General features: G+C 68.0%; 19 protein-coding genes. 7 read left to right on the forward strand and 12 right to left on the reverse strand.

Annotation, left to right across the window (positions count from 1 at the left end; translation table 11 throughout):
* The first annotated feature begins 29 nt into the window (after window positions 1-29).
* Window positions 30-941, forward strand: coding sequence for a CHAD domain-containing protein (locus tag QOZ81_RS15915; protein ID WP_291203960.1), 912 nt, complete (start codon window positions 30-32; stop codon window positions 939-941).
* Window positions 938-2,560, forward strand: a complete 1,623-nt coding sequence (locus QOZ81_RS15920) for a sensor histidine kinase (RefSeq protein WP_291203957.1) — start codon at window positions 938-940, stop codon at window positions 2,558-2,560. Before QOZ81_RS15915 ends, QOZ81_RS15920 begins: the two co-directional genes overlap by 4 nt.
* Here the strand turns inward: QOZ81_RS15920 and murI are convergent.
* The 3 genes from murI to QOZ81_RS15935 form a co-directional block, all read right to left on the reverse strand.
* Window positions 2,557-3,381, reverse strand: coding sequence for a glutamate racemase (murI, locus tag QOZ81_RS15925; RefSeq protein ID WP_291203954.1), 825 nt, complete (start codon window positions 3,379-3,381; stop codon window positions 2,557-2,559). The two genes, QOZ81_RS15920 and murI, sit on opposite strands and share 4 nt — an antisense overlap.
* Complete coding sequence (locus QOZ81_RS15930) at window positions 3,345-4,214, reverse strand: 50S ribosomal protein L11 methyltransferase (RefSeq protein ID WP_291203951.1); 870 nt, start codon at window positions 4,212-4,214, stop codon at window positions 3,345-3,347. The genes murI and QOZ81_RS15930 overlap by 37 nt, the downstream gene beginning before the upstream one ends.
* Before the next feature lie 158 nt (window positions 4,215-4,372).
* Window positions 4,373-5,809 (reverse strand): sigma-54 interaction domain-containing protein, encoded by a 1,437-nt coding sequence (locus QOZ81_RS15935; RefSeq protein ID WP_291203949.1) that lies wholly within the window; start codon window positions 5,807-5,809, stop codon window positions 4,373-4,375.
* Window positions 5,810-5,969: 160 nt separating this feature from the next.
* On the opposite strand from QOZ81_RS15935, the gene QOZ81_RS15940 reads away from it, so the two are divergent.
* The 5 genes from QOZ81_RS15940 to cobB all read left to right on the forward strand — a co-directional run bounded on the left by QOZ81_RS15940 (window position 5,970) and on the right by cobB (window position 10,156).
* Window positions 5,970-6,518: a thioredoxin family protein gene (locus QOZ81_RS15940; protein ID WP_291203946.1), complete on the forward strand. Its 549-nt coding sequence runs from the start codon at window positions 5,970-5,972 to the stop codon at window positions 6,516-6,518.
* Window positions 6,515-7,099, forward strand: a complete 585-nt coding sequence (locus QOZ81_RS15945; RefSeq protein ID WP_291203943.1) for a thioredoxin family protein — start codon at window positions 6,515-6,517, stop codon at window positions 7,097-7,099. The genes QOZ81_RS15940 and QOZ81_RS15945 overlap by 4 nt, the downstream gene beginning before the upstream one ends.
* A gap of 63 nt (window positions 7,100-7,162) precedes the next feature.
* On the forward strand, window positions 7,163-7,804 hold the full coding sequence (locus QOZ81_RS15950; protein WP_291203941.1) for a hypothetical protein: 642 nt from the start codon (window positions 7,163-7,165) through the stop codon (window positions 7,802-7,804).
* A complete protein-coding gene (locus QOZ81_RS15955; protein ID WP_291203938.1) occupies window positions 7,804-9,444 on the forward strand; it encodes an alkaline phosphatase family protein in 1,641 nt (546 codons plus the stop codon). Before QOZ81_RS15950 ends, QOZ81_RS15955 begins: the two co-directional genes overlap by 1 nt.
* A gap of 7 nt (window positions 9,445-9,451) precedes the next feature.
* Window positions 9,452-10,156 (forward strand): Sir2 family NAD+-dependent deacetylase, encoded by a 705-nt coding sequence (gene cobB / locus QOZ81_RS15960; RefSeq protein WP_291203935.1) that lies wholly within the window; start codon window positions 9,452-9,454, stop codon window positions 10,154-10,156.
* 559 nt (window positions 10,157-10,715) lie between these two features.
* Here the strand turns inward: cobB and QOZ81_RS15965 are convergent.
* From QOZ81_RS15965 to QOZ81_RS16005, 9 genes are all read right to left on the reverse strand, one after another.
* A complete protein-coding gene (locus QOZ81_RS15965; protein ID WP_291203932.1) occupies window positions 10,716-11,123 on the reverse strand; it encodes an ACT domain-containing protein in 408 nt (135 codons plus the stop codon).
* On the reverse strand, window positions 11,120-13,051 hold the full coding sequence (locus QOZ81_RS15970; RefSeq protein ID WP_291203930.1) for a CocE/NonD family hydrolase: 1,932 nt from the start codon (window positions 13,049-13,051) through the stop codon (window positions 11,120-11,122). Before QOZ81_RS15970 ends, QOZ81_RS15965 begins: the two co-directional genes overlap by 4 nt.
* A gap of 82 nt (window positions 13,052-13,133) precedes the next feature.
* The gene (locus tag QOZ81_RS15975; RefSeq protein WP_291203928.1) at window positions 13,134-13,598 is read right to left on the reverse strand and encodes a nuclear transport factor 2 family protein; all 465 of its coding nucleotides are present in this window, start codon (window positions 13,596-13,598) and stop codon (window positions 13,134-13,136) included.
* 708 nt (window positions 13,599-14,306) lie between these two features.
* Window positions 14,307-14,855 carry a GNAT family N-acetyltransferase gene (locus QOZ81_RS15980; protein WP_291203926.1) on the reverse strand — a complete coding sequence of 183 codons (549 nt, stop codon included), beginning with the start codon at window positions 14,853-14,855 and terminating at the stop codon, window positions 14,307-14,309.
* Between the two features lie 41 nt (window positions 14,856-14,896).
* Entirely contained in the window at window positions 14,897-15,250 is a 354-nt protein-coding gene (locus tag QOZ81_RS15985) for a hypothetical protein (protein WP_291203923.1), read from the reverse strand.
* Between the two features lie 54 nt (window positions 15,251-15,304).
* Window positions 15,305-15,499 carry a hypothetical protein gene (locus QOZ81_RS15990; RefSeq protein WP_291203920.1) on the reverse strand — a complete coding sequence of 65 codons (195 nt, stop codon included), beginning with the start codon at window positions 15,497-15,499 and terminating at the stop codon, window positions 15,305-15,307.
* 10 nt (window positions 15,500-15,509) lie between these two features.
* Window positions 15,510-16,271 carry a hypothetical protein gene (locus QOZ81_RS15995; RefSeq protein WP_291203918.1) on the reverse strand — a complete coding sequence of 254 codons (762 nt, stop codon included), beginning with the start codon at window positions 16,269-16,271 and terminating at the stop codon, window positions 15,510-15,512.
* A 171-nt stretch (window positions 16,272-16,442) separates the two neighbouring features.
* The gene (locus QOZ81_RS16000; RefSeq protein ID WP_291203916.1) at window positions 16,443-16,796 is read right to left on the reverse strand and encodes a hypothetical protein; all 354 of its coding nucleotides are present in this window, start codon (window positions 16,794-16,796) and stop codon (window positions 16,443-16,445) included.
* Window positions 16,797-16,970: 174 nt separating this feature from the next.
* On the reverse strand, window positions 16,971-17,720 hold the full coding sequence (locus QOZ81_RS16005) for a hypothetical protein (RefSeq protein WP_291203913.1): 750 nt from the start codon (window positions 17,718-17,720) through the stop codon (window positions 16,971-16,973).
* Window positions 17,721-17,755: the final 35 nt, after the last annotated feature.

The following is a 17,755-nucleotide window of genomic DNA, read 5'->3' on the forward strand; positions in this document are numbered from 1 at the left end:
CCTTCGGGAATTGCGCTTAGAATCGTGTGATGCATCCAGCTGAGTTGGCGATCCTGCTCCATCGCGCCCTCGAGGTCCGGCTGGCGCGCCTGCAGGAGCTGCTGGACGCCCCGGACTGGGTCGACGACGACGAGCAGCTGCATCAGGTCCGCGTCTCCGCCCGCCGGCTCGGGGCCGTGCTGGACCTGGTGGACGCGGAGGTCTACCCGGGCCACAAGGGCCAGCGCCGGGCCCTCAAAGGGCTGGTGGACACCCTGGGGCTGCCCCGGGAGCTGGATGTGCATGCCGGGCACCTGCGGGCCCACCTCCTCCAGGCGGGGACGCCCGCCCAGGCCGCCGTTCTCGAGCACCTGCTGGAGCAGGTGGACCGCGGCCGCGCCAAGGCCCGCCGGGCCATGCGGAAGGAGCTTGACCGCCTGCGCCTGCCGGACCTCCGCCGGCTGCTCGACGTGCCATCCCTGCAGGACCCCTTCCAGGCCACCTCCCTGCAGGAGGCGGCCTGGACCTGTCTGGAGGCCCGCGCCGAGGCGGCCCTGGGCGGCCTGCCCGGCCTCTGCGCCCACGAGGATCCGGCCGCCCTGCACAAGACGCGGGTGCGCATCAAGAAGCTGCGCTACGCCGTCGAGGCCCTGGAGGCGGCCTTCGCCGAGCCCCCGGAGGCCCTGCTCAAGGATCTGCGCGCGCTGCAGACCGTGCTGGGCGACCACCACGACCTGGCCGCCTTGGAGGCCCTGCTCTGGGAGGCGGAAGCCCAGCTCCGTCTTCGCGAGCGGCAGGTCCTCGGCGCCGGCGTGCTCGACCTGCTGGGCGGCGTGGCCGAAGCCCGGCGCACCATCTATGGCCGCTTCGTCGAGCTGGCCGGACCCCAGGGCCCCGCCGCCTTCGCCCGCGCCGTGCGGCCGGCCCTGGGCCTGCCCCCGGTGGACGGGATCCTGGCATGAGCTTCTGGCCGGTGCGGCTCCGTCCCCTGGCCTGGCTGCGCAGCCTGCACGCCAAGCTCTTCGTCCTGCTGGGCCTCGTCACCAGCGTGCTCACCGTGGCCGTGGCCTACTCCATCGTCCGCAACAGCCGGCGGGAGCTGGAGACCTACTCGCGCAACCTCGTGATCGAGGCGGCCGGCACCGTCGAGACGGACATCATCGAACGCGACCCCACCTTCAAGGATCCCGACAAGCTGGACCAGCTGCTGTCCAGCATCGCCGGACCCGACCGCAGCATCTTCCAGATCGACGTCTTCAGGCGCGTGGGCCGGGGCAACGAGGTGGACCTGGTGCGCTCCTCCGGCGAGGAGAGCACGGTGGACTGGGGTCCCGAGATCGGGTCGTACCTCACCCTGCCCAAGGCCCAGGCCGAGCTGGTGGACCTCAACACCGGGCGCCAGGCCTGGAAGGTCTACCTGCCCATCCGCCCCCACAAGCCCGGCCAGCCGCCCATCGGCCTCATCCGCGCCTACTGCGACCTGGAGCGCTGGGAGGTGGTCTGGGACAACAACCTCAAGCGGACCCTGCGCACCCTGCCCGGCGTGCTCCTCGGCGAGTTCATCCTGCTGTGGCTCATCCTGCGGGTGCTCATCAGCGATCCCATCGAGGGCTTGGTGCTCACCATGCAGCGCCTCGAGCAGGGTGAGTCCAGCGCCCGGGCCCCGGTGCGCCGCAGCGACGAACTGGGCCTCATCGCCGCCCGCTTCAACGACATGGCCGCCCAGATCCAGCGGGCCGGGGAGGACCGCGAGGCCCTCATCCGCGAGATCCGCGGGCTCAACGCCAACCTGCAGGATCGCATCGATGCCGCCCTCTCCGAGCTGCAGGCCAAGAACGACGAGCTGGCCGCCCTGGTGGAGCGCAACGCCCTCCTCCGCGAGGAACTCGGCACCCAGGAGCGCCTGGCGGTGGCCGGCCAGCTGACCGCCACCTTCGCCCATGAGGTGGGCACGCCCCTCAACCTCGTGACGGGCCACCTCCAGCTGCTGGAGAGCCAGAAGGACCTGCCGGACAAGACCCGCGAGCGCCTGGGTGTCATCGGCGGCCAGATCCAGCGGGTGGGCGACATCGTGCGCCGCCTGCTGGACCTCACCCGGCGTCCCCAGCTGCACAAGAAGCCCCTGCTCTTCGAGAGCCTGCTGGGGGACCTGGAGCAGCTCTGGTCACCCACCCTGGCGGCCCACGGCGTCACCGTGACGGCCCTGGCCCCACCGGACTGCTGCCTGGACGTGGACCGCAAGCAGATGGAGCAGCTCTTCATCAACCTCATGAACAACGCCGTGGACGCCATGCCCGAGGGCGGCCAGGTGGAGCTCAAGGCCCAGCCCGCCGAGGAGAGCACGCCCGGCGGCCTCTGGTGGGAGCTGCACTTCCACGACTCCGGCCAGGGCATCCCCGCCGAGCTGCTGGGCCAGGTCTTCCGCCCCATGTTCACCACCAAACCCGAAGGCAAGGGCACCGGCCTGGGCCTCAGCATCTGCCGCGAGATCGTGCGCAACCACGGTGGCGAGATCCGCATCGAGAGCACCGAAGGCAAGGGCACCTGCGTGGTGTTCACCTTGCCCGGGGCGCTGGTCTAGATTTCGACCACTTCCACATCCCCAAGTTCTTCTTCCAGGAACCGGCTGCCCACTTCCTTCAGCCGGGTGCTGGCGTCGGTGAGCTGGACGCGGAGGGTGCCGCGGGCGCTGGTGGTGCGGTAGCCGAGGCTGCCCTGCAGGAGGCGGTCCACGGCCTTGGCGGTGACGCGGCCGCTGTCGATCCAGCGGGTGCCGGGGCGGCAGCGCTCCAGGCTGGGCAACAGGGTGGGGTAGTGGGTGCAGCCCAGCACCACGGTCTTCACCTCGAAGGGCAGCTGGTTCAGGTAGCGGCGGCAGATGCTGTCGGTGACGGGGTCGTCGAACCAGCCCTCCTCCGCCAGGGGCACCAGCAGCGGACAGGCCACGCTGTGGATGACCTTGGCGGGGTCGCGGCGGCGGATGGCCGTGTCGTAGGCGGCGCTGCCGATGGTGGCCAGGGTGCCGATGATGCCCACGGGGCCCGCATGCTCGGCGGCGGCCTCGGCGCCGGGCTCGATGACGCCGATGACCGGGCAGGGGCTCACGGCCTGCAGGGCCGGCAAGCCGTGGGCGCTGGCGGTGTTGCAGGCGATGACGATGAGCTTGGGTTCGGCGCGCTGCAGCAGCTCGCCCATCTGCAGGGTGTAGCGCTCGATGGTTCGGTGGCTCTTGCTGCCGTAGGGCAGGCGGGCGGTGTCGCCCAGGTAGAGCAGGTCCTCCTGGGGCAGCAGCTGGCGCAGCGCGTGCAGCACCGTGAGCCCGCCGATGCCCGAGTCGAAGATGCCGATGGGGCGGTCGGATCGGCTCATGCGGAAACCCGCGTGGCCAAGATGGCGATCCACTCGCCCTCCTGCCGCACCTGCTCGGGCCTGAAGCCGTGGGTCACGAGGCTCACCAGGGCCTCGTCGGTGCGCTCGGCCAGGATGCCGCTGGCGATGAGCCAGCCGCCGGGCGCGGCCACCTCGGCCATGCGCGGCAGCAGCTCCTGGATGGTGATCAGCAGGATGTTGGCCAGCAGGCCCGCGAAGGGGCCGTTGGCCTTGGGATGATCCAGGGTGCCCACGAAGCTGTCGTAGGGTTTGGCCCCCTGCAGCAGGTGGGCGTTGAGCTCGATGAGCTCCGCCATGGCCGGCCCGCAGTCGGGGTCGATGTCGAAGGCCGTGAGGTTCCGCCCCCCCAGCAGGTGGGCCGCCAGGGAGAGGATGCCCGTGCCCGCGCCGATGTCGAGGATGGGGCCCCGCAGGCGGTCCGCCTGGGCCAGCTCCTCCAGCAGCTCCATGCAGAGCCGGGTGGTCTCATGGCCGCCGGTGCCGAAGGCCAGGCCGGGGTTCACCACCAGGTCCAGGCGACCGGCGGGGCCCGGGGTCTCCTCCCAGAGGGGCCGCACGTGGAAGCGGGTGCCCACCTCGAAGGCGCCGAAGCCCTCACGGCTCTTGGCCAGCCAGTCCTCATCCCCGAAGGCCTCGGCCTCCAGCAGGCGAACCCCGGGGAAGGCCGCCAGGCCTATCGCTTCGGGAGGGGCTTGGTCCGGCGGGAAGTAGGCGTAGCAGGCCCGGGGGGGATCGGCCTCCCGGTAGAAGGCGGAGGAGCCCTCCCCCTCCAGCCAGACGCAGAGCGCCTCCTCCTGGGGATCCGGAACTTCCAGTTTCCACCTCAGATGCGTCGCCTGTGCCATCCGCCAAGATTAGCAGGCACCCCTGGGAACCATTGGTTCCCGAACTGCACTCAAAGGGTGCGGCCGGTCAGTGGGCCGTGGTGAGTGAGCGAGTCGTGGGGGGAGAACGGCAAGGGGGGACAGGCGTCCCCCCTTGTTCGTTTCGGGCCCAGCGCACCCTACTCGGCGGTCTCCACCGGATCCGAGTCTTCCAGGTCGAGCCTTTTCATTTTTTCCAGGAAGGTGGTCCGCTTGAGGCCCAGCAGGTCGGCGGCCCGCTTCTTGTTGCCCCGGGTGATGGCCAGGCTCTGCAGCATGAGGGTCTTCTCCATGTCGGAGACCACCTGGTTCAGGTCCAGGCCCTCGGCGGGCAGGTCCATGCCGAAGGCCGGGGCGGCCTGGGGGGCGAAGGCGTCGGCGGGCAGGGGCGTGAAGCCCGCCTTGGGGGCCTCTGCCTCGGCCGGGCTGCCCTCGCCCATGCGCTCGGCCAGGAAGGCGAAGTCCTCCCGGGTCAGCACGGGGCGGGTGCCGGACAGCACGATGGCCCGCTCGATGGCGTTCTCCAGCTGGCGCACGTTGCCGGGCCAGGGCAGGGACATGAGCAGGGGGTCCACACTGGGGTGCAGGGCCTTGGGGTAGAGGCCGTGCTCGCGCGCCTTGCGATTGAGGAAGTGCTGGGCCAGGAAGGGGACTTCCTCGCGGCGCGCCCGCAGGGGCGGCATGGTAATGGGCACCACTTCCAGGCGGTAGAACAGGTCCTCGCGGAAGCTGCCGTCCTGCACCTTCTTCCACAGGTCCACGTTGGAGGCCGTGATGACGCGGACATCCACCTTCACGGGCGCACCGCCGCCCAGGGGCTGCACCTCGCGCTCCTGCAGCACCCGCAGCAGGCGCACCTGGGCGCCCAGGGGCATGGTGCCCACCTCGTCCAGGAAGATGGTGCCGCCGTGGGCCTCGCGGAACTTGCCCGGGGTGTCCTTGCGGGCGTCCGTGAAGGCGCCCTTGTTGTAGCCGAAGAGTTCGGATTCCAGCAGGTTCTCGGGGATGGCGCCGCAGTGCACCGCCACGAAGGCTTCCAGGTTGTCGGCGCTCATGCGGTGGACCGCCCGGGCGATGACCTCCTTGCCCGTGCCGCTCTCGCCCAGCAGCAGCACCGTGGCCCGGGTGGCCGCGGCGGCGCGGGCGCGGGCCAGCACGTCCTGCATGGCGATGCTGGTGCCCACCAGCCCGAAGGCCAGGGCCTGGGAGGCGCTCAGCTGGGTGGTGGTGCCCGAGCGGGGCCGCAGGCCCGGCATGGGCGGCTCCGGTCCCAGCACGCCCCAGCGCACCGAGCCCAGGGAGCCCCACTCGGAGAGCGCCTTGGCATCCATGGGCGCCGAGTCCGGCTGCAGCCCCAGGAGGATGGGCAGGGCCGCCACTTCGGCCATCATGCGGTTCAGCTCCGGCGGGGGCCAGGCGCCCTTGGCGCTGATCACCCACAGATCCACATCCCGGGGAGCCAGGGCGGGCGCGGTACCGCGGTCCACCGTCACATCCCAGAGGGCCGCCCACCGATGCTCCAGCCCCCCGGTATCGTCCCCGAGGGTGGACCAGTGAAGGCGGGGCAGCTGGGTCATGGGCTCCTTGGATGAAACCAGCCTAGAGGCAGGGGTCTGAGGGTCAAGTCAAAAAAATGACTGAGAAAAAGTTCGCAGGGAACGCCGGAATTCCCGAATGGCCGCAACCGCTCCGACTTGCCGCGCGGCGTACGATGGAAGGAGCACTCCGGAGGTCCCCATGTCGCTCATGGAATCCACCATGGTCCCGCTGGGTACGGCCTGTCCCGACTTCACCCTGCCCGGCGTGGACGGCCGCCTCTGGTCGCTGCGCGACTTCCACTGCCCGGCCCTGCTGGTGGTGGTCATGTGCAACCACTGCCCCTACGTGCAGGCCATTGACGATCGCCTTGACGCCCTGGCCCGGGCCTATGCCGGCCGCTGCGCCGTGGTGGGCATCAACGCCAACGACGCCGTGACCTACCCCGATGACAGCTTCGAGGCCATGCGGATGCGCGCCAGGGCCAAGGGCTACGCCTTCCCCTACCTCTGGGACGAGGAGCAGACGATGGCACGGGCCCTCAACGCTGCCTGCACGCCGGACTTCTTCCTCTACGACTCCCACCGCCGCCTGATGTACCGGGGCCGCCTGGATGACAACTGGAAGGACGCGAACCGCGTCACCCGCCAGGAGCTGCAGGAGGCCATCGAGGGCGTCCTGGCCGGCCGGGAACCCCTCGAAGTCCAGCAGCCCAGCATGGGCTGCAGCATCAAGTGGAGGTCCCGGTGATCCGCGCCGCCGCTCCGTTCCTCGTCGCTGCGGCCCTGGTGGCCCAGGCGCCGAACCTGAATCCGGGCCTGAAACTCGGCGAGGCCTGCCCGCCCTTCAGCCTGCCGGGCACCGATGGGAAGGCCCACGGGCCCGCCTCGCCCCTGCCCCTGATGGTGGTGTTCCTCAGCACCGAGTGCCCCTACGTGATGGCCACCCAGGCCCGCATCAACGCCTATGCGAAGCAGTACGAGGGCAGGGTCACGGTGCTCGCCATCAACGCCAACGACGTGGACACCCACGCCAAGGAGTCCCTGGCGGACATGACCGCACAGGCCAAGGGCCAGGGCTTCGTCTTCCCTTATCTGAAGGACGCGCCCCAGGCCGTGACGCGAACCTTCGGCGCCGCGTGCACGCCGGACTTCTTCCTCTTCGACCGCACGCGGAAGCTCGTCTACCGCGGCCGCATGGATGACAGCTGGCGCGACGCCACCCAGGTCAAGGTGCGCGACCTCGATGCGGCCACCGAGGCGGTGCTGGCGGGCCGGCCGGTGTCCACCGAGCAACCGCCCAGCCGCGGCTGCAGCATCAAGTGGAAATGAACCCGCACCCGCACGGTCGCGCCACAGGCTGAGGGTATGATCGGAAGTCCCGCCGGAGCTCCGATGCGCCTCGCCCTTCTGCCCGTCTGCCTCGTGGCGCTGCCCCTCAGCGCCCAGTGGGACCTGCGCCTGGAGCTGCCCCGCCCCAGCGGCCAGAGCCTGCCGCAGACCCTCCTCAGCGGCACCGGCCAGCTGGCCTCCGGAGACCTGGACCAGGGCCGCGGCTTCATCGCCTCGGCGAACCGGCGCCTCTTCCAGCTGGGCCCCCTGCTGAAGCTGGAGGGCGGCATGGAGGTCTCCCAGTTCACGGCGGACGGCAGCCTCAGCCAGGGCAGCACCACCCAGGCCACCAGGCTCAAGCAGCAGGGCCTCGGCGTGGGTATCAACGCCCAGCTCTGGGTGCCCTTCGTGGGGATCGCCGGGGAATTCGGCCTCATCCAGCGCCTGCAGCACTACCGCTTCGATACCGCCGGCGCCTCGTCCACCAAGGACCTCAGCCGCACCTGGCTGCGGGTGGGCGCCCGCTGGCGCGTCCCCTCCGTGGTGGTGCATCCCTACCTGGCGGCCAGCTACCAGCAGCCCGTCACCAAGGACCGCCCCGTGAAGCTCAGCAGCTCCTCGGATCTTGCGGCCTACTTCTCCGCCCAGGGCAGCGGGCAGGAATTCGAGCGCATGTGGACCTTCGGCGTGGGAGTGACCTTCTGATGATCCGATCCGCGCTGGTCGCCCTCGTCCCCGCCCTGATCGCCGCGCCGGCCCCCAAGTCGGCGGCCTCGGCCCGCCCCAGGCTGGTGGTCGTCATCTCCGTCGACCAGTTCTCCGCTGAGCTGATGCAGACCTACGGGCCCGAGCTCAGCGGCGGTCTCGCCCGCCTGCGCCGCGAGGGCGTCTTCTTCACCGAGGCCTACCACGACCACGGGTTCACGGAGACCGGGCCCGGCCACTCCGTGCTGCTCTCGGGCCGCTTCCCCGCGCACACCGGCATCGTCGAGAACCGCTGGATCGACCGCGCCACGGGCAAGCTGGTCTACTGCGTCGAGGACGCCACCGCCAAGGCGCTCCACGCGCCGGCGCAGGCCAGCGCCTCCAACGCGCGCTTCCTGGGAGATGGCCTGGGCGACTGGCTGCAGGCCCAGGTGCCGGGCAGCCGCGTTTTCGCCGTGTCGGGCAAGGACCGCGCCGCCATCCTCCTGGCCGGGCGCAGGCCCACGGCCGCCTACTGGTTCACGGGCCCCGCCGGGTTCACCAGCTCCACCGCCTATGGGGACCATCTGCCGGACTGGCTGCTGCGCTACGACCACAGCCTCTCCGAGCGCCTCGCCACGGACAGCTGGCTCTGGTCGAAGGATCCCGGTACGCCCGAGGGCCGGACGGCCCAGTGGACCTTCGGTGGCACGGTGGTGCGCAACGGCGCCCTGCCCCGCCTCGTCCAGGGCGCGGGCATGCCCCTGGACAAGGGCTTCGAAACCCGGTTCCGGCGCTCCCCCTTCCTCGACACAGTCACGCTGGAGGCCGCCGAGGCCCTCCTGAACGGCGAGAAGCTGGGGCACGGCCCCAGCACGGACCTGCTGGCCATCAGCTTCTCGGCCACGGACTACATCGGCCACACCTACGGCAGCCTGGGCACCGAGATGCGGGACCAGATGCACCGCCTCGACCGGGTACTGGGGCGCCTGCTGGACCGCATCCAGAAGCAGCACCCCGGTGCCTGGGTGGTGCTGTGCGCCGACCATGGCGGCGTGGACGCGCCGGAAGCCCTCGCCGACCAGGGCTTCCCTGCCCGCCGCCTCCTCATCGAGCCCTTCATGGCCGCCTTCCAGGCCGACCTCCGTGCCGCGTTCAAGGTGGACAGGGACCTGCTGCTCCACACGCCGGAACCCAACGACATCTACCTGGATGACGCGGTGGTGAAGGCCGCGAACCTGGACCGCGGCGACATCCTCCGCTGGGCCCAGGCCTGGCTGAAGGCCCGGCCCGAAGTGGCCGACGCCTTTACGGCCGAGGAGCTGAAGGCCACGGATCCCGCCGCCACGGGCAGTCCCCGGGACAGCAGCCTGCGCGTGCTCCTGCGCCGCAGCTTCCACCCCGAGCGCAGCGGCGACCTCCTCATGGCCGTGAAACCCTTCGTGGTGATTGGCACCCCGCCCGCCGACTACCTCACCAACCACGGCACCCCCAACGCCTATGACCGCCGCGTGCCCATGATCTTCTGGGGCCCCTGGAAGGGCGGCGAGCGCCGCGAGCCCGTGCGCACCGTGGACCTGGCCCCCACCCTGGCCCGCGAGCTGGGCCTGAAGCCCGGCGCCGTGGACGGGAAGGCGCTGGACCTGGGCCCCCGGAAGTAGCTCCGCCATGGCGCTCCCCCCCGACGCCTCCATCGTGATCCTCACCGGCGCAGGCATCTCCGCGGAGAGCGGCCTGCGCACCTTCCGCGACGCGAACGGTCTCTGGGAGGATCACCGCGTCGAGGAGGTGGCCACGCCCGAGGCCTTCCGCCGCGACCCGGCCCTGGTCCACCGCTTCTACAACGAGCGGCGGCGCAGCCTCGCCAGCGTCCAGCCCAACGCCGCGCATCGGGCCCTGGCGCGGCTGGAGCGTGCATGGAACGGGCCGTTCCTGCTGGTCACCCAGAACGTGGACGACCTCCACGACCGCGCCGGATCCACGCAGCTCCTGCACATGCACGGCGAGCTGCTGAAGGGCCGCTGCCTCGGCTGCGGCGCCATCCATCCCTGGCCCGGGGACCTGGACCAGGCCAGCCGCTGCCCGGCCTGCGGGGCGGGACGGGTGCGCCCCCACATCGTCTGGTTCGGCGAGCTGCCCCTGGACATGGACCGCATCTACGACGCCGTGGAGCGCTGCGACCTCTTCGTGGCCATCGGCACCAGCGGCCACGTGTACCCCGCCGCGGGCCTCGTGCAGGCCGCGCCTCCCGGTGCGCGCACCGTCGAGCTGAACCTGGAGCCCAGCCGCGTGGCCAGCGCCTTCCAGGAGGCCCGCACCGGCCGCGCCACGGACCTGGTGCCCGCCCTCGTGGACGAGCTGCTGGGCGGCTAGGGATTTTTGGCCGGTGATGGACGGTGATAAAGCAAGGCGAGGCCGTACCCGCATGGGCCCGCCGCCGCGCGCGAAAGGCACGGCAAGGGAGACCCACGGGCACTGGATTCAGCCGCGGATGAAGCTGGAAAGGGCTTTTTTAGCCGGTGATGAACGGAGATAAACGGTGATAAAGCAGGGCGAGGCCGTACCCGCATGGGCCCGCCGCAGGCGGCTTCCGGCTTGGCCGGAAGTCACCCAGGGGCACCTCGGCCGCGCCCCCCAAGGCACGGCAAGGGTGCCCCTGGGTAGAGCCCATGCTCGAGCCCGAACGGCCCCATCACCGTCCATCACCGTTCATCGCCGTCCATCACCGTCCATCACCGTTCATCACCGGCTGAATGTCTTTTGAAAACGGGTTACAGCCCCAGCCGCACCTGGTTGCCGCGCTCCTCGAACCAGAGGGCGTCGGCGATGGCGGCCATGGTGCCCCTGGGTAGAGCTCATGCTCGGGCCCGAACGGCCCCATCACCGTCCATCACCGTTCATCACCGGCTGAATGCAGTTCTGCTTTTACTCCTCAGGCCCCTCCGCGCCGCTGCAGCTCCCGCAGCACCGCCAGGGCCCGCGCGGCCTCGTCCACGGGCACGAAGAGGTGGTCGTGGCAGGCCCCGGCGATCACGTTGCAGCTGATGCGGGCCTCGGCGAGGGCCTGGGAGAAGGCCGCCGTGAGGCCCACGGCCTGCAGGTCCGAGTGGACCCGCAGCGTGATCCAGGCGGCGCGGAAGAGCACCGGTACCTGGCGGGCCAGGGCGGTTTCCTCCCTCAGCACCACCGTGAGCCCCTCGTCCTCCTGGAAGGTGGCCAGCGGCTCCAGGTCCCGCAGATCCGCCCCGGCCGTCAGGCAGGCGAAGGCGTACACCCCCTCGTGCAGCACCGGATCCAGGGTGTGGAGCAGGTGGTTGAGGTCGGATATCGGCGTGCTCACTTCACCACCGGCAGCTCCACGCAGCTGGCCTGGCCGGGGGCATGGTGGATGCGCTGGGTGGCGGGGCGGTAGTCGCCGGGCTTCGCGAAGAAGATGTTGGGCACGAAGGTCTGGGGGTTGCGGTCGTAGAGGGGGAACCAGCTGGACTGCACCTGCACCATGACGCGGTGGCCCGGCAGGAAGACGTGGTTCGCCGTGGGCAGGGTGAAGCGGTACACCAGCGGCGCGTCGGGCTTGAGGGCCTTCGGCATCTCCAGGCTCTCGCGGTAGCGGCCCCGGAAGATGTCCGCCGACACCATGAGCTGGAAGCCGCCCATCTGGGGCTGGCTGGCCACCTCGTCGGGGTACACGTCGATCACCTTCACCACCCAGTCGCTGTCGGTGCCGCTGGTGGCGGCCACCAGGTTCGCCACCGGTTCGCCGCTGAGGCGCAGGGGCTCCTTGAGGGGTTCCGAAACATAGGCCAGCACGTCCGTACGGCCCGAGGCCTCGCGCTGGTCGTCCGTGAGCCACTGGGGCCAGGTCATGCCCTTGTCGTAGCCCACGGGCTGGATGGGCCGCGCGCGGAAGGGCACGGGCTTGGCGGGGTCGGACACGTAGGTGTCGAAGGGCGCCTCGTCCGCCTTTGGCGCGGCCGTGGACACCGCCAGCCCCGCGTGGAGGTAGAAGGGCGTGGCCTTCACGGTCGAGCCCTCCCCCGCCAGGGGCCAGGCCGGGAGCTTCTTCCAGGTGTTGGTGCCCGTCTCGAAGGCGCTCACGGGCGGCAGGTCCGCCTTGGGCCCGCCCTTCAGGTGCTGGTCCAGGAAGGGCTTCAGGATGCTCTGGCGGAACTGCAGGGCCGTGTCCTGGCTGAACTTCAGGGGGCCCAGGCTGCTGCCCTCGCCGATCTCGCCACCGTGGTTCCAGGGGCCCATGGCCAGGTACAGCAGATTCGAGCTGTCCTTCGGCTTCAGGGCTCGCCACACGGCCGGGGCGCCGTAGATGTCCTCGGCGTCGTAGAGGCTGTGCACCAGCATCGTGGGCACCGTGAGGGGGCGAGCCGCCAGCACGCGGTCCATGGCCTGCTGCTGCCAGAAGCTGTCGTACGAGGGATGCTCCGCGATCTTGCGCCAGAAGCCCAGCTGGTCCATGCCGCGGCGCTTCGCCAGGGCGCCGGTGGAGCCGGCCTGCAGGAACATGTCGTAGTCGTCGAAGTGGCTGGTCCACCACTTCAGGTCGCCCGTGCGGGTGGCCTGCTGGTCATAGATGTAGCTGAGGTTCTGGGCGCGGAAGGCGCCGTTATGGAACCAGTCGTCGCCGCGCCAGCCGTCCACCATGGGGTTCATGGGCACGGCGGCCTTCAGGGCCGGGTGCGGATCCACCAGGGCCATGAGGGGCAGGAAGCCGTCGTACGAAATGCCCAGGATGCCCACGCGGCCGTTGCTCTCCGGCAGGTGCTTCACCAGCCAGTCGATGGTGTCCCAGGTGTCGGTGCTGTGGTCGACTGGGGTGGCGTTGAGGGGCCCGCGCAGGGGCCGGTTCATGACGTAGTCGCCTTCGGAGCCGTGCTTGCCGCGCACGTCCTGCACCACGCGGATGTAGCCGCCGTCCACGATGAGGTCCGTGGCGTTGTCGTAGCCCTGGAGGATGGGCCCCAGGTGGGCGCTGTGGGCGTGGCTGGTGAGTTCCACGGCGTTGTAGGGCGTGCGCGTCAGCAGGATGGGCGCCTGTTTGGCCCCTTTCGGCACCAGGATGATGGTGTGCAGCTTCACCCCATCGCGCATGGGGATCATCTCCACGCGGCGGGTGTAGTCCCAGTCCCCGGTGGCCACCTGGAACTCGGCGGGCATCTCGCTGGGCAGGGCGCCGGCTTTCGGCGCCTGGGCCAGCAGGGCGGTGCCCAGCAGCAGGGCCAGCAGGGAGGGCGGAACGGGACGGGCCTGGGGCATGGAACCTCCGGGGCGGGGCTATGGGCGGAATGGGGGGTTCGCCAGTCTAGCCTGGGCCGGGGTGCAGGGGTTCCGTTCCGCCCTACTCGGGCATGGCCGTGATCTGGACGCTGCAGACCCGCCAGCGGCCGTCCTGGCGCACGTAGGTGTCGATGTAGCGGTAGTGCGACTTGAAAGGCCGGCCCTGATAGGTGCCGGTCATGCGGGTGCGGCCGCAAAGCAGGGCGCAGTCGCCGTAGATGCGCACGTCGAAGTCCTCCACCGTGTAGGGGTGGATGACCAGGTCCGGCGACAGCAGGTCCTTCAGGAAGGCGGCCCGGTCGGCCATGTCCCCGGTCTTGGCGATGTGGCGGAAATCCGCGCTCACGTTGTCGGCGATGGCCTGGGCATCCTTGCGGAGGATGGCCTGGTCCCAGGCCTCGGCCTGGGCCTTCAGCTGGGCCGCCAGGGCGCGGTCCGAGCCGGCCGTCTGGGGCCCGCAGGCCATGGCCAGGGCCAGCAGCGCCGCAGCGACTGCCACAGGCATCCGACGCAGGGGGTTGGGCATGGGGCCTCCGGGGTCGGGGCTATGGGTGGTTGGGGGAATCCGCCAGTCTAGCCTGGGCTGGCTCCGCTCAGGAATCATGGGAAACGGTGGATCGAGTGGCGGGGAAGACCCGGACCCTGCACGGGCCATGGGCACGGGATGTCAGCCGCGGATGAACATGGAAACTGCTTTTGGCCGGAGATGAACGGAGATAAACGGTGATAAAGCAGGGTTGAGGCTGTGTCCGCATGGGCCCGCCGTAGGCGGCTTCCGGCCTGGCCGGAAGTCACCCAGGGGCACCGCGGCCGCGCTCCCAAAGGCACGGCAAGGGCGCCCCTGGGTAGAGCCCATGCTCGAATACAAACGGCCCCATCTCCGTTCATCACCGGCTGAATGTCTTTTGGAACCGGGCCACTGCGGCATCCGCACGCGTGACTGCGGGAGCGAGTCGGCCAGGACTCATCAGGAACGGCGGCCTAAGTGACACTGAAACACCGGACTTCAGCCGTGCATGAACCTAGGAACTGCTTTTGGCCGGAGATGAACGGAGATAAACGGCGATAAAGCAGGGTGAGGCTGTGTCCGCACGGGCCCGCCGGAGGCGGCTTCCGGCCTGGCCGGAAGTCACCCAGGGGCACCGCGGCCGCGCTCCCAGAGGCACGGCAAGGGCGCCCCTGGGTAGAGCCCATGCTCGAGCACGAACGGCCCATCTCCGTCCATCTCCGTTCATCACCGGCTGAATGCAGTTCTCTCCTGGGCGAGGCGGTGGCGGAAGCCGAAGACCGGCAGGCCCTGCTGGGAGAAGTCCAGGTCCTCGGAGCGCTGGAAGCCCAGGCGCTCGTAGAGGCCCCAGGCGATGCGCATGGCCTCGGTGGTGTGCAGGATGACCTGGGCGTGGCCCTGCTCCCGGGCGAGGTCGATGCAGGCCAGGGTCAGGGCCCGGCCCACGCCCTGGCCCCGGAAGGCGGGATCGACGCCCAGCAGGCGGATGCCCGAGGCGTTCCGTTCCGCCGTGGCCGTGCCGCCGGAGCCGTACTGGGCCATGTCGCCGAAGTACACCACCCCGCCGGCCAGGGCCCCGCCCTCTGTGAGGGCCACCAGCACCCGGGCCCCGGGCCGCTCCGCGAAGCGCCCGATGTCCGCCAGCAGCGCGTAGTACTGGGGCTGCTCCGCCGGCGTGGGGAAGCCCTCCAGCTGCGAGTACACCCCCACCATGAGCTGACCCAGGGCGGCGGCTTCCTCGGGGCGCAGGTCACGGATGGCAATGGGTGCGGTCATGGGCGGTTCCTCGGAGAAGCGGATGTGGGGCTGGGCCGCCCTCACTGGAGGGCGATGGAACCCTTCTGCGCCGCGACGACTTTGCCGCCCTGGCTGTAGGTCACGGTGTAGGTGCCCGAGGTGCCGGCCTCGTTCATGGCCACCTCGAAGCTGGTGCTGCCGCGGGTGTCCCCGATGTTCGCCCGGCCCTTGGAGCCCTTGCGGAACACCACCTTGGGCGCTGCGACCACGCGGTCTGTGGCCAGATCCTTGATCTCGGCCTCGCAGATGCAGTCCGTGGGAAAGGCCTTTACCGACGAGAAGGCCACCGTGACCGAGAGACCTGGAGCGTCTGAGGCGAGGGCAGGCAGGGCTGAAACGCAGGAGGCCAGGAGAAAGAGATGGGCGAAGCGCATGGGGCTCCTAATGAAACCGGCACTCGATCGTGTGGACGAAAGCTTAACGGGGAATCAGGTCGGAAGCCCACTGTGTCTGGTTTTGCGGTAGAGGAACCAGCTGCCAATCAACCCCGCAAGGATGAGGAAGCCGACGACAGGATGGGTCAGGACGAAATACTGGATGGGCGTGAAGAACGTTCCGAACGCAGACAGGGCGACCACCGCAATCAGGACCTGCTTCCAGCTGAGGCTCTGGTGGATGTCCATGGGCTCCGACCTACTGGGCCAGGGAGTATCGCAGCACCGCACCTGCCCGTGGTTCCTGCAGGGCGAAGATGCCGTCGTAGTAGGCGAGGAGTGTGCGGAGCGTTTCCGCGTGATCGAGATCCGGGCGCTCCAGCTTGGAGAAGATGCTGATGTCGCAGCGGTCTCTGATCCCGGTGAGCACGTCGATCATGATAGGCTGGATCTCGGTTTCCGTGGGTATGGGGCGCTGCTGCTTGAACGAGCTGACCAGCACGCCATTGAGGGCCCCCAGCTGCCGTTCCAGCCGCTCTTTGGGGAGATCGGCCAGGAAGGGGAGCTTGTACTGGACCCGGTCCGGGAAGAGGTAGGCGAAGGCCTGATCGTGGCTGCGCGAATCCAGGTAGCGCGTGATCTCGATCGTCGAGCGCATGTACTCGATGATGGCCCGGTCGTCGGCATGGGGGATGCGGCTCAATACCAGCTTGGTGCAGTACTTCGCCGTGATGGGCGTGAGGCTCGCCTTGCGGTCCCTGCGAAGCGCTTCGACGGAGCGCTGGAGGATCTCCTGGAAGAGCTTCGGCTCCTGTTCCTTGATCGTCCTGAACACGTCCACTTGGAGTAGCGCCGATTCCGTGCGGGCGGGCAGCTGGAAGGCCTCCCAAGCGGCCGTGACCATGGGTTCGAACAGCCTTCCGGCCGCGATCACCACCAGGACTCCCACCCAATGGGGAACCTTCCCGACGTTCCGTTTGATGGCCGGGATGTTGATGATCCCGAAGTAGATCAGACCCATCAGGGCGCCGACCGCGCCTGCAATCAGAATTCTTGTGAGCATGGTGGCCTTTTCGGATGTAACTAACCGGCACAACAGCCAGTCGGGCGATTGGGGGAGACGAGCTAACCGGCCCAGCCGCGGCTGAAACGCTCAGCGAAGACGATGTGAAGGAACAGCCAGGGAAAGGACTTAGTCGCTTGTGGCCGGATCCGAGTTGAGCGCAGGGTTAGGCACAACCTCGTCAAGTTCCTTAACGAGCAAGGTCAGAGGTCGGAATTGGCTGAAAAGCCAAAGGCCGAATGCCATGCTGCAGCCAAGAAACATGGTGAAGATGAGCGCGATGAATGCACCGATGAAAGGGGAAGCAATAAGACCTGCAACCCCGGTAATGGCCTGCTGATTCCAGGTGACCGTCGAAGCACCGAATAAAGCACCAAACCCCATAAGGATTGAAAAGGGGATCAGAGTTGTGAATAACCCAATGGCCGACAGCTTGAAGAGAGACCCAGCGGACAGCCTTTGGATGGTGATTTCTCGAAACATGGATTCTCCTTTGTGCCTGACGAAGGAAGCTAAGCGGCCACGCCCGCACCGAAGCGATGAACGGAGCTGAGATAGCGAAATGTTGAGAGAGAGCGGAAGGCAATGCAGGCGGGGTCCGACTTGAGCGGAGGGTTAGGGGATTTGGGTAAAAACTGAATATGCTAGATATCTAGTTCATTTGTTTCCGATGTTGTTCTTCTTAATCGCCTCAAGCATTAATGATGAAACGGTAGTCGGTCTGCTTACCTTCGTTTCGAAGAGCCTAGCCCGTCGTAGTGCTTTCTCTGCCTCAAGCATACTTGTTGCAAGATCTTGCGTAGTTAAGGACTTGTTTTCTAATGCATTTTGCTGTTGCTTAATAAAATTCAATTCATCAAGAATTAGGTTGAGTTTGTCATCAGGTGTAGCTGGTTCGGAATTGAGTTGGCTCGAGGCAGAAATTCCAAAATATTTCCATAAGGCATTAGAACCTGAGGATTTATCGATGGAGTTAGCTATATGAATGGCGAGTGAATCGATTTGATTGTTAATAGACCATACATCTAAAGAGCTTTCATAAGTGTGTCTATTGATCAAGTGAATATCGAACGGAATATTTGGTGTTTTTTCGTCAGCGACAATGACCACAGGTAAATTTAAAGCTGTTCGAATTCCAAATTCAAAAAAAACGTTGGCGTTCAGGGAGGAAAGATCACATAGGACAAGGTCTGCTTCGGCGAGATTTTTGATTATTCCAGCTTGAATTACTTCTGAGCCGCTCGCGGCAGGAGAGGTGGGCGACAAACCCGCCTTTATAATTGCCGGGCAAAACAAATGTTCATAAACATGCTCGAAGTGTTTCGAGTCTTCTCGATAATCGCTCAAACGCTGTGAAGGCGTTGTGATCGGCATTATTACAAAGCATGTCTTGGTGGGTTCAGGCATCTGGGAAATCTCCTAATTCTGCATTAGGCGAACCA

Source organism: Geothrix sp., from assembly GCF_030219325.1.
In the GTDB taxonomy this organism is placed as follows: domain Bacteria; phylum Acidobacteriota; class Holophagae; order Holophagales; family Holophagaceae; genus Geothrix.

What these genes read in the sequence shown, in the direction of transcription:
- QOZ81_RS15915 (WP_291203960.1), top strand. Translation starts at nt 30, where the DNA reads ATGCATCCAGCTGAGTTGGCGATCCTGCTCCATCGCGCCCTCGAGGTC.
- QOZ81_RS15920 (WP_291203957.1), top strand. Translation starts at nt 938, where the DNA reads ATGAGCTTCTGGCCGGTGCGGCTCCGTCCCCTGGCCTGGCTGCGCAGC.
- QOZ81_RS15930 (WP_291203951.1), bottom strand. Translation starts at nt 4,214, where the DNA reads ATGGCACAGGCGACGCATCTGAGGTGGAAACTGGAAGTTCCGGATCCC.
- QOZ81_RS15935 (WP_291203949.1), bottom strand. Translation starts at nt 5,809, where the DNA reads ATGACCCAGCTGCCCCGCCTTCACTGGTCCACCCTCGGGGACGATACC.
- QOZ81_RS15940 (WP_291203946.1), top strand. Translation starts at nt 5,970, where the DNA reads ATGTCGCTCATGGAATCCACCATGGTCCCGCTGGGTACGGCCTGTCCC.
- QOZ81_RS15950 (WP_291203941.1), top strand. Translation starts at nt 7,163, where the DNA reads ATGCGCCTCGCCCTTCTGCCCGTCTGCCTCGTGGCGCTGCCCCTCAGC.
- QOZ81_RS15955 (WP_291203938.1), top strand. Translation starts at nt 7,804, where the DNA reads ATGATCCGATCCGCGCTGGTCGCCCTCGTCCCCGCCCTGATCGCCGCG.
- cobB (WP_291203935.1), top strand. Translation starts at nt 9,452, where the DNA reads ATGGCGCTCCCCCCCGACGCCTCCATCGTGATCCTCACCGGCGCAGGC.
- QOZ81_RS15970 (WP_291203930.1), bottom strand. Translation starts at nt 13,051, where the DNA reads ATGCCCCAGGCCCGTCCCGTTCCGCCCTCCCTGCTGGCCCTGCTGCTG.
- QOZ81_RS15975 (WP_291203928.1), bottom strand. Translation starts at nt 13,598, where the DNA reads ATGCCCAACCCCCTGCGTCGGATGCCTGTGGCAGTCGCTGCGGCGCTG.
- QOZ81_RS15980 (WP_291203926.1), bottom strand. Translation starts at nt 14,855, where the DNA reads ATGACCGCACCCATTGCCATCCGTGACCTGCGCCCCGAGGAAGCCGCC.
- QOZ81_RS15985 (WP_291203923.1), bottom strand. Translation starts at nt 15,250, where the DNA reads ATGCGCTTCGCCCATCTCTTTCTCCTGGCCTCCTGCGTTTCAGCCCTG.
- QOZ81_RS15990 (WP_291203920.1), bottom strand. Translation starts at nt 15,499, where the DNA reads ATGGACATCCACCAGAGCCTCAGCTGGAAGCAGGTCCTGATTGCGGTG.
- QOZ81_RS15995 (WP_291203918.1), bottom strand. Translation starts at nt 16,271, where the DNA reads ATGGGTCTGATCTACTTCGGGATCATCAACATCCCGGCCATCAAACGG.
- QOZ81_RS16000 (WP_291203916.1), bottom strand. Translation starts at nt 16,796, where the DNA reads ATGTTTCGAGAAATCACCATCCAAAGGCTGTCCGCTGGGTCTCTCTTC.
- QOZ81_RS16005 (WP_291203913.1), bottom strand. Translation starts at nt 17,720, where the DNA reads ATGCCTGAACCCACCAAGACATGCTTTGTAATAATGCCGATCACAACG.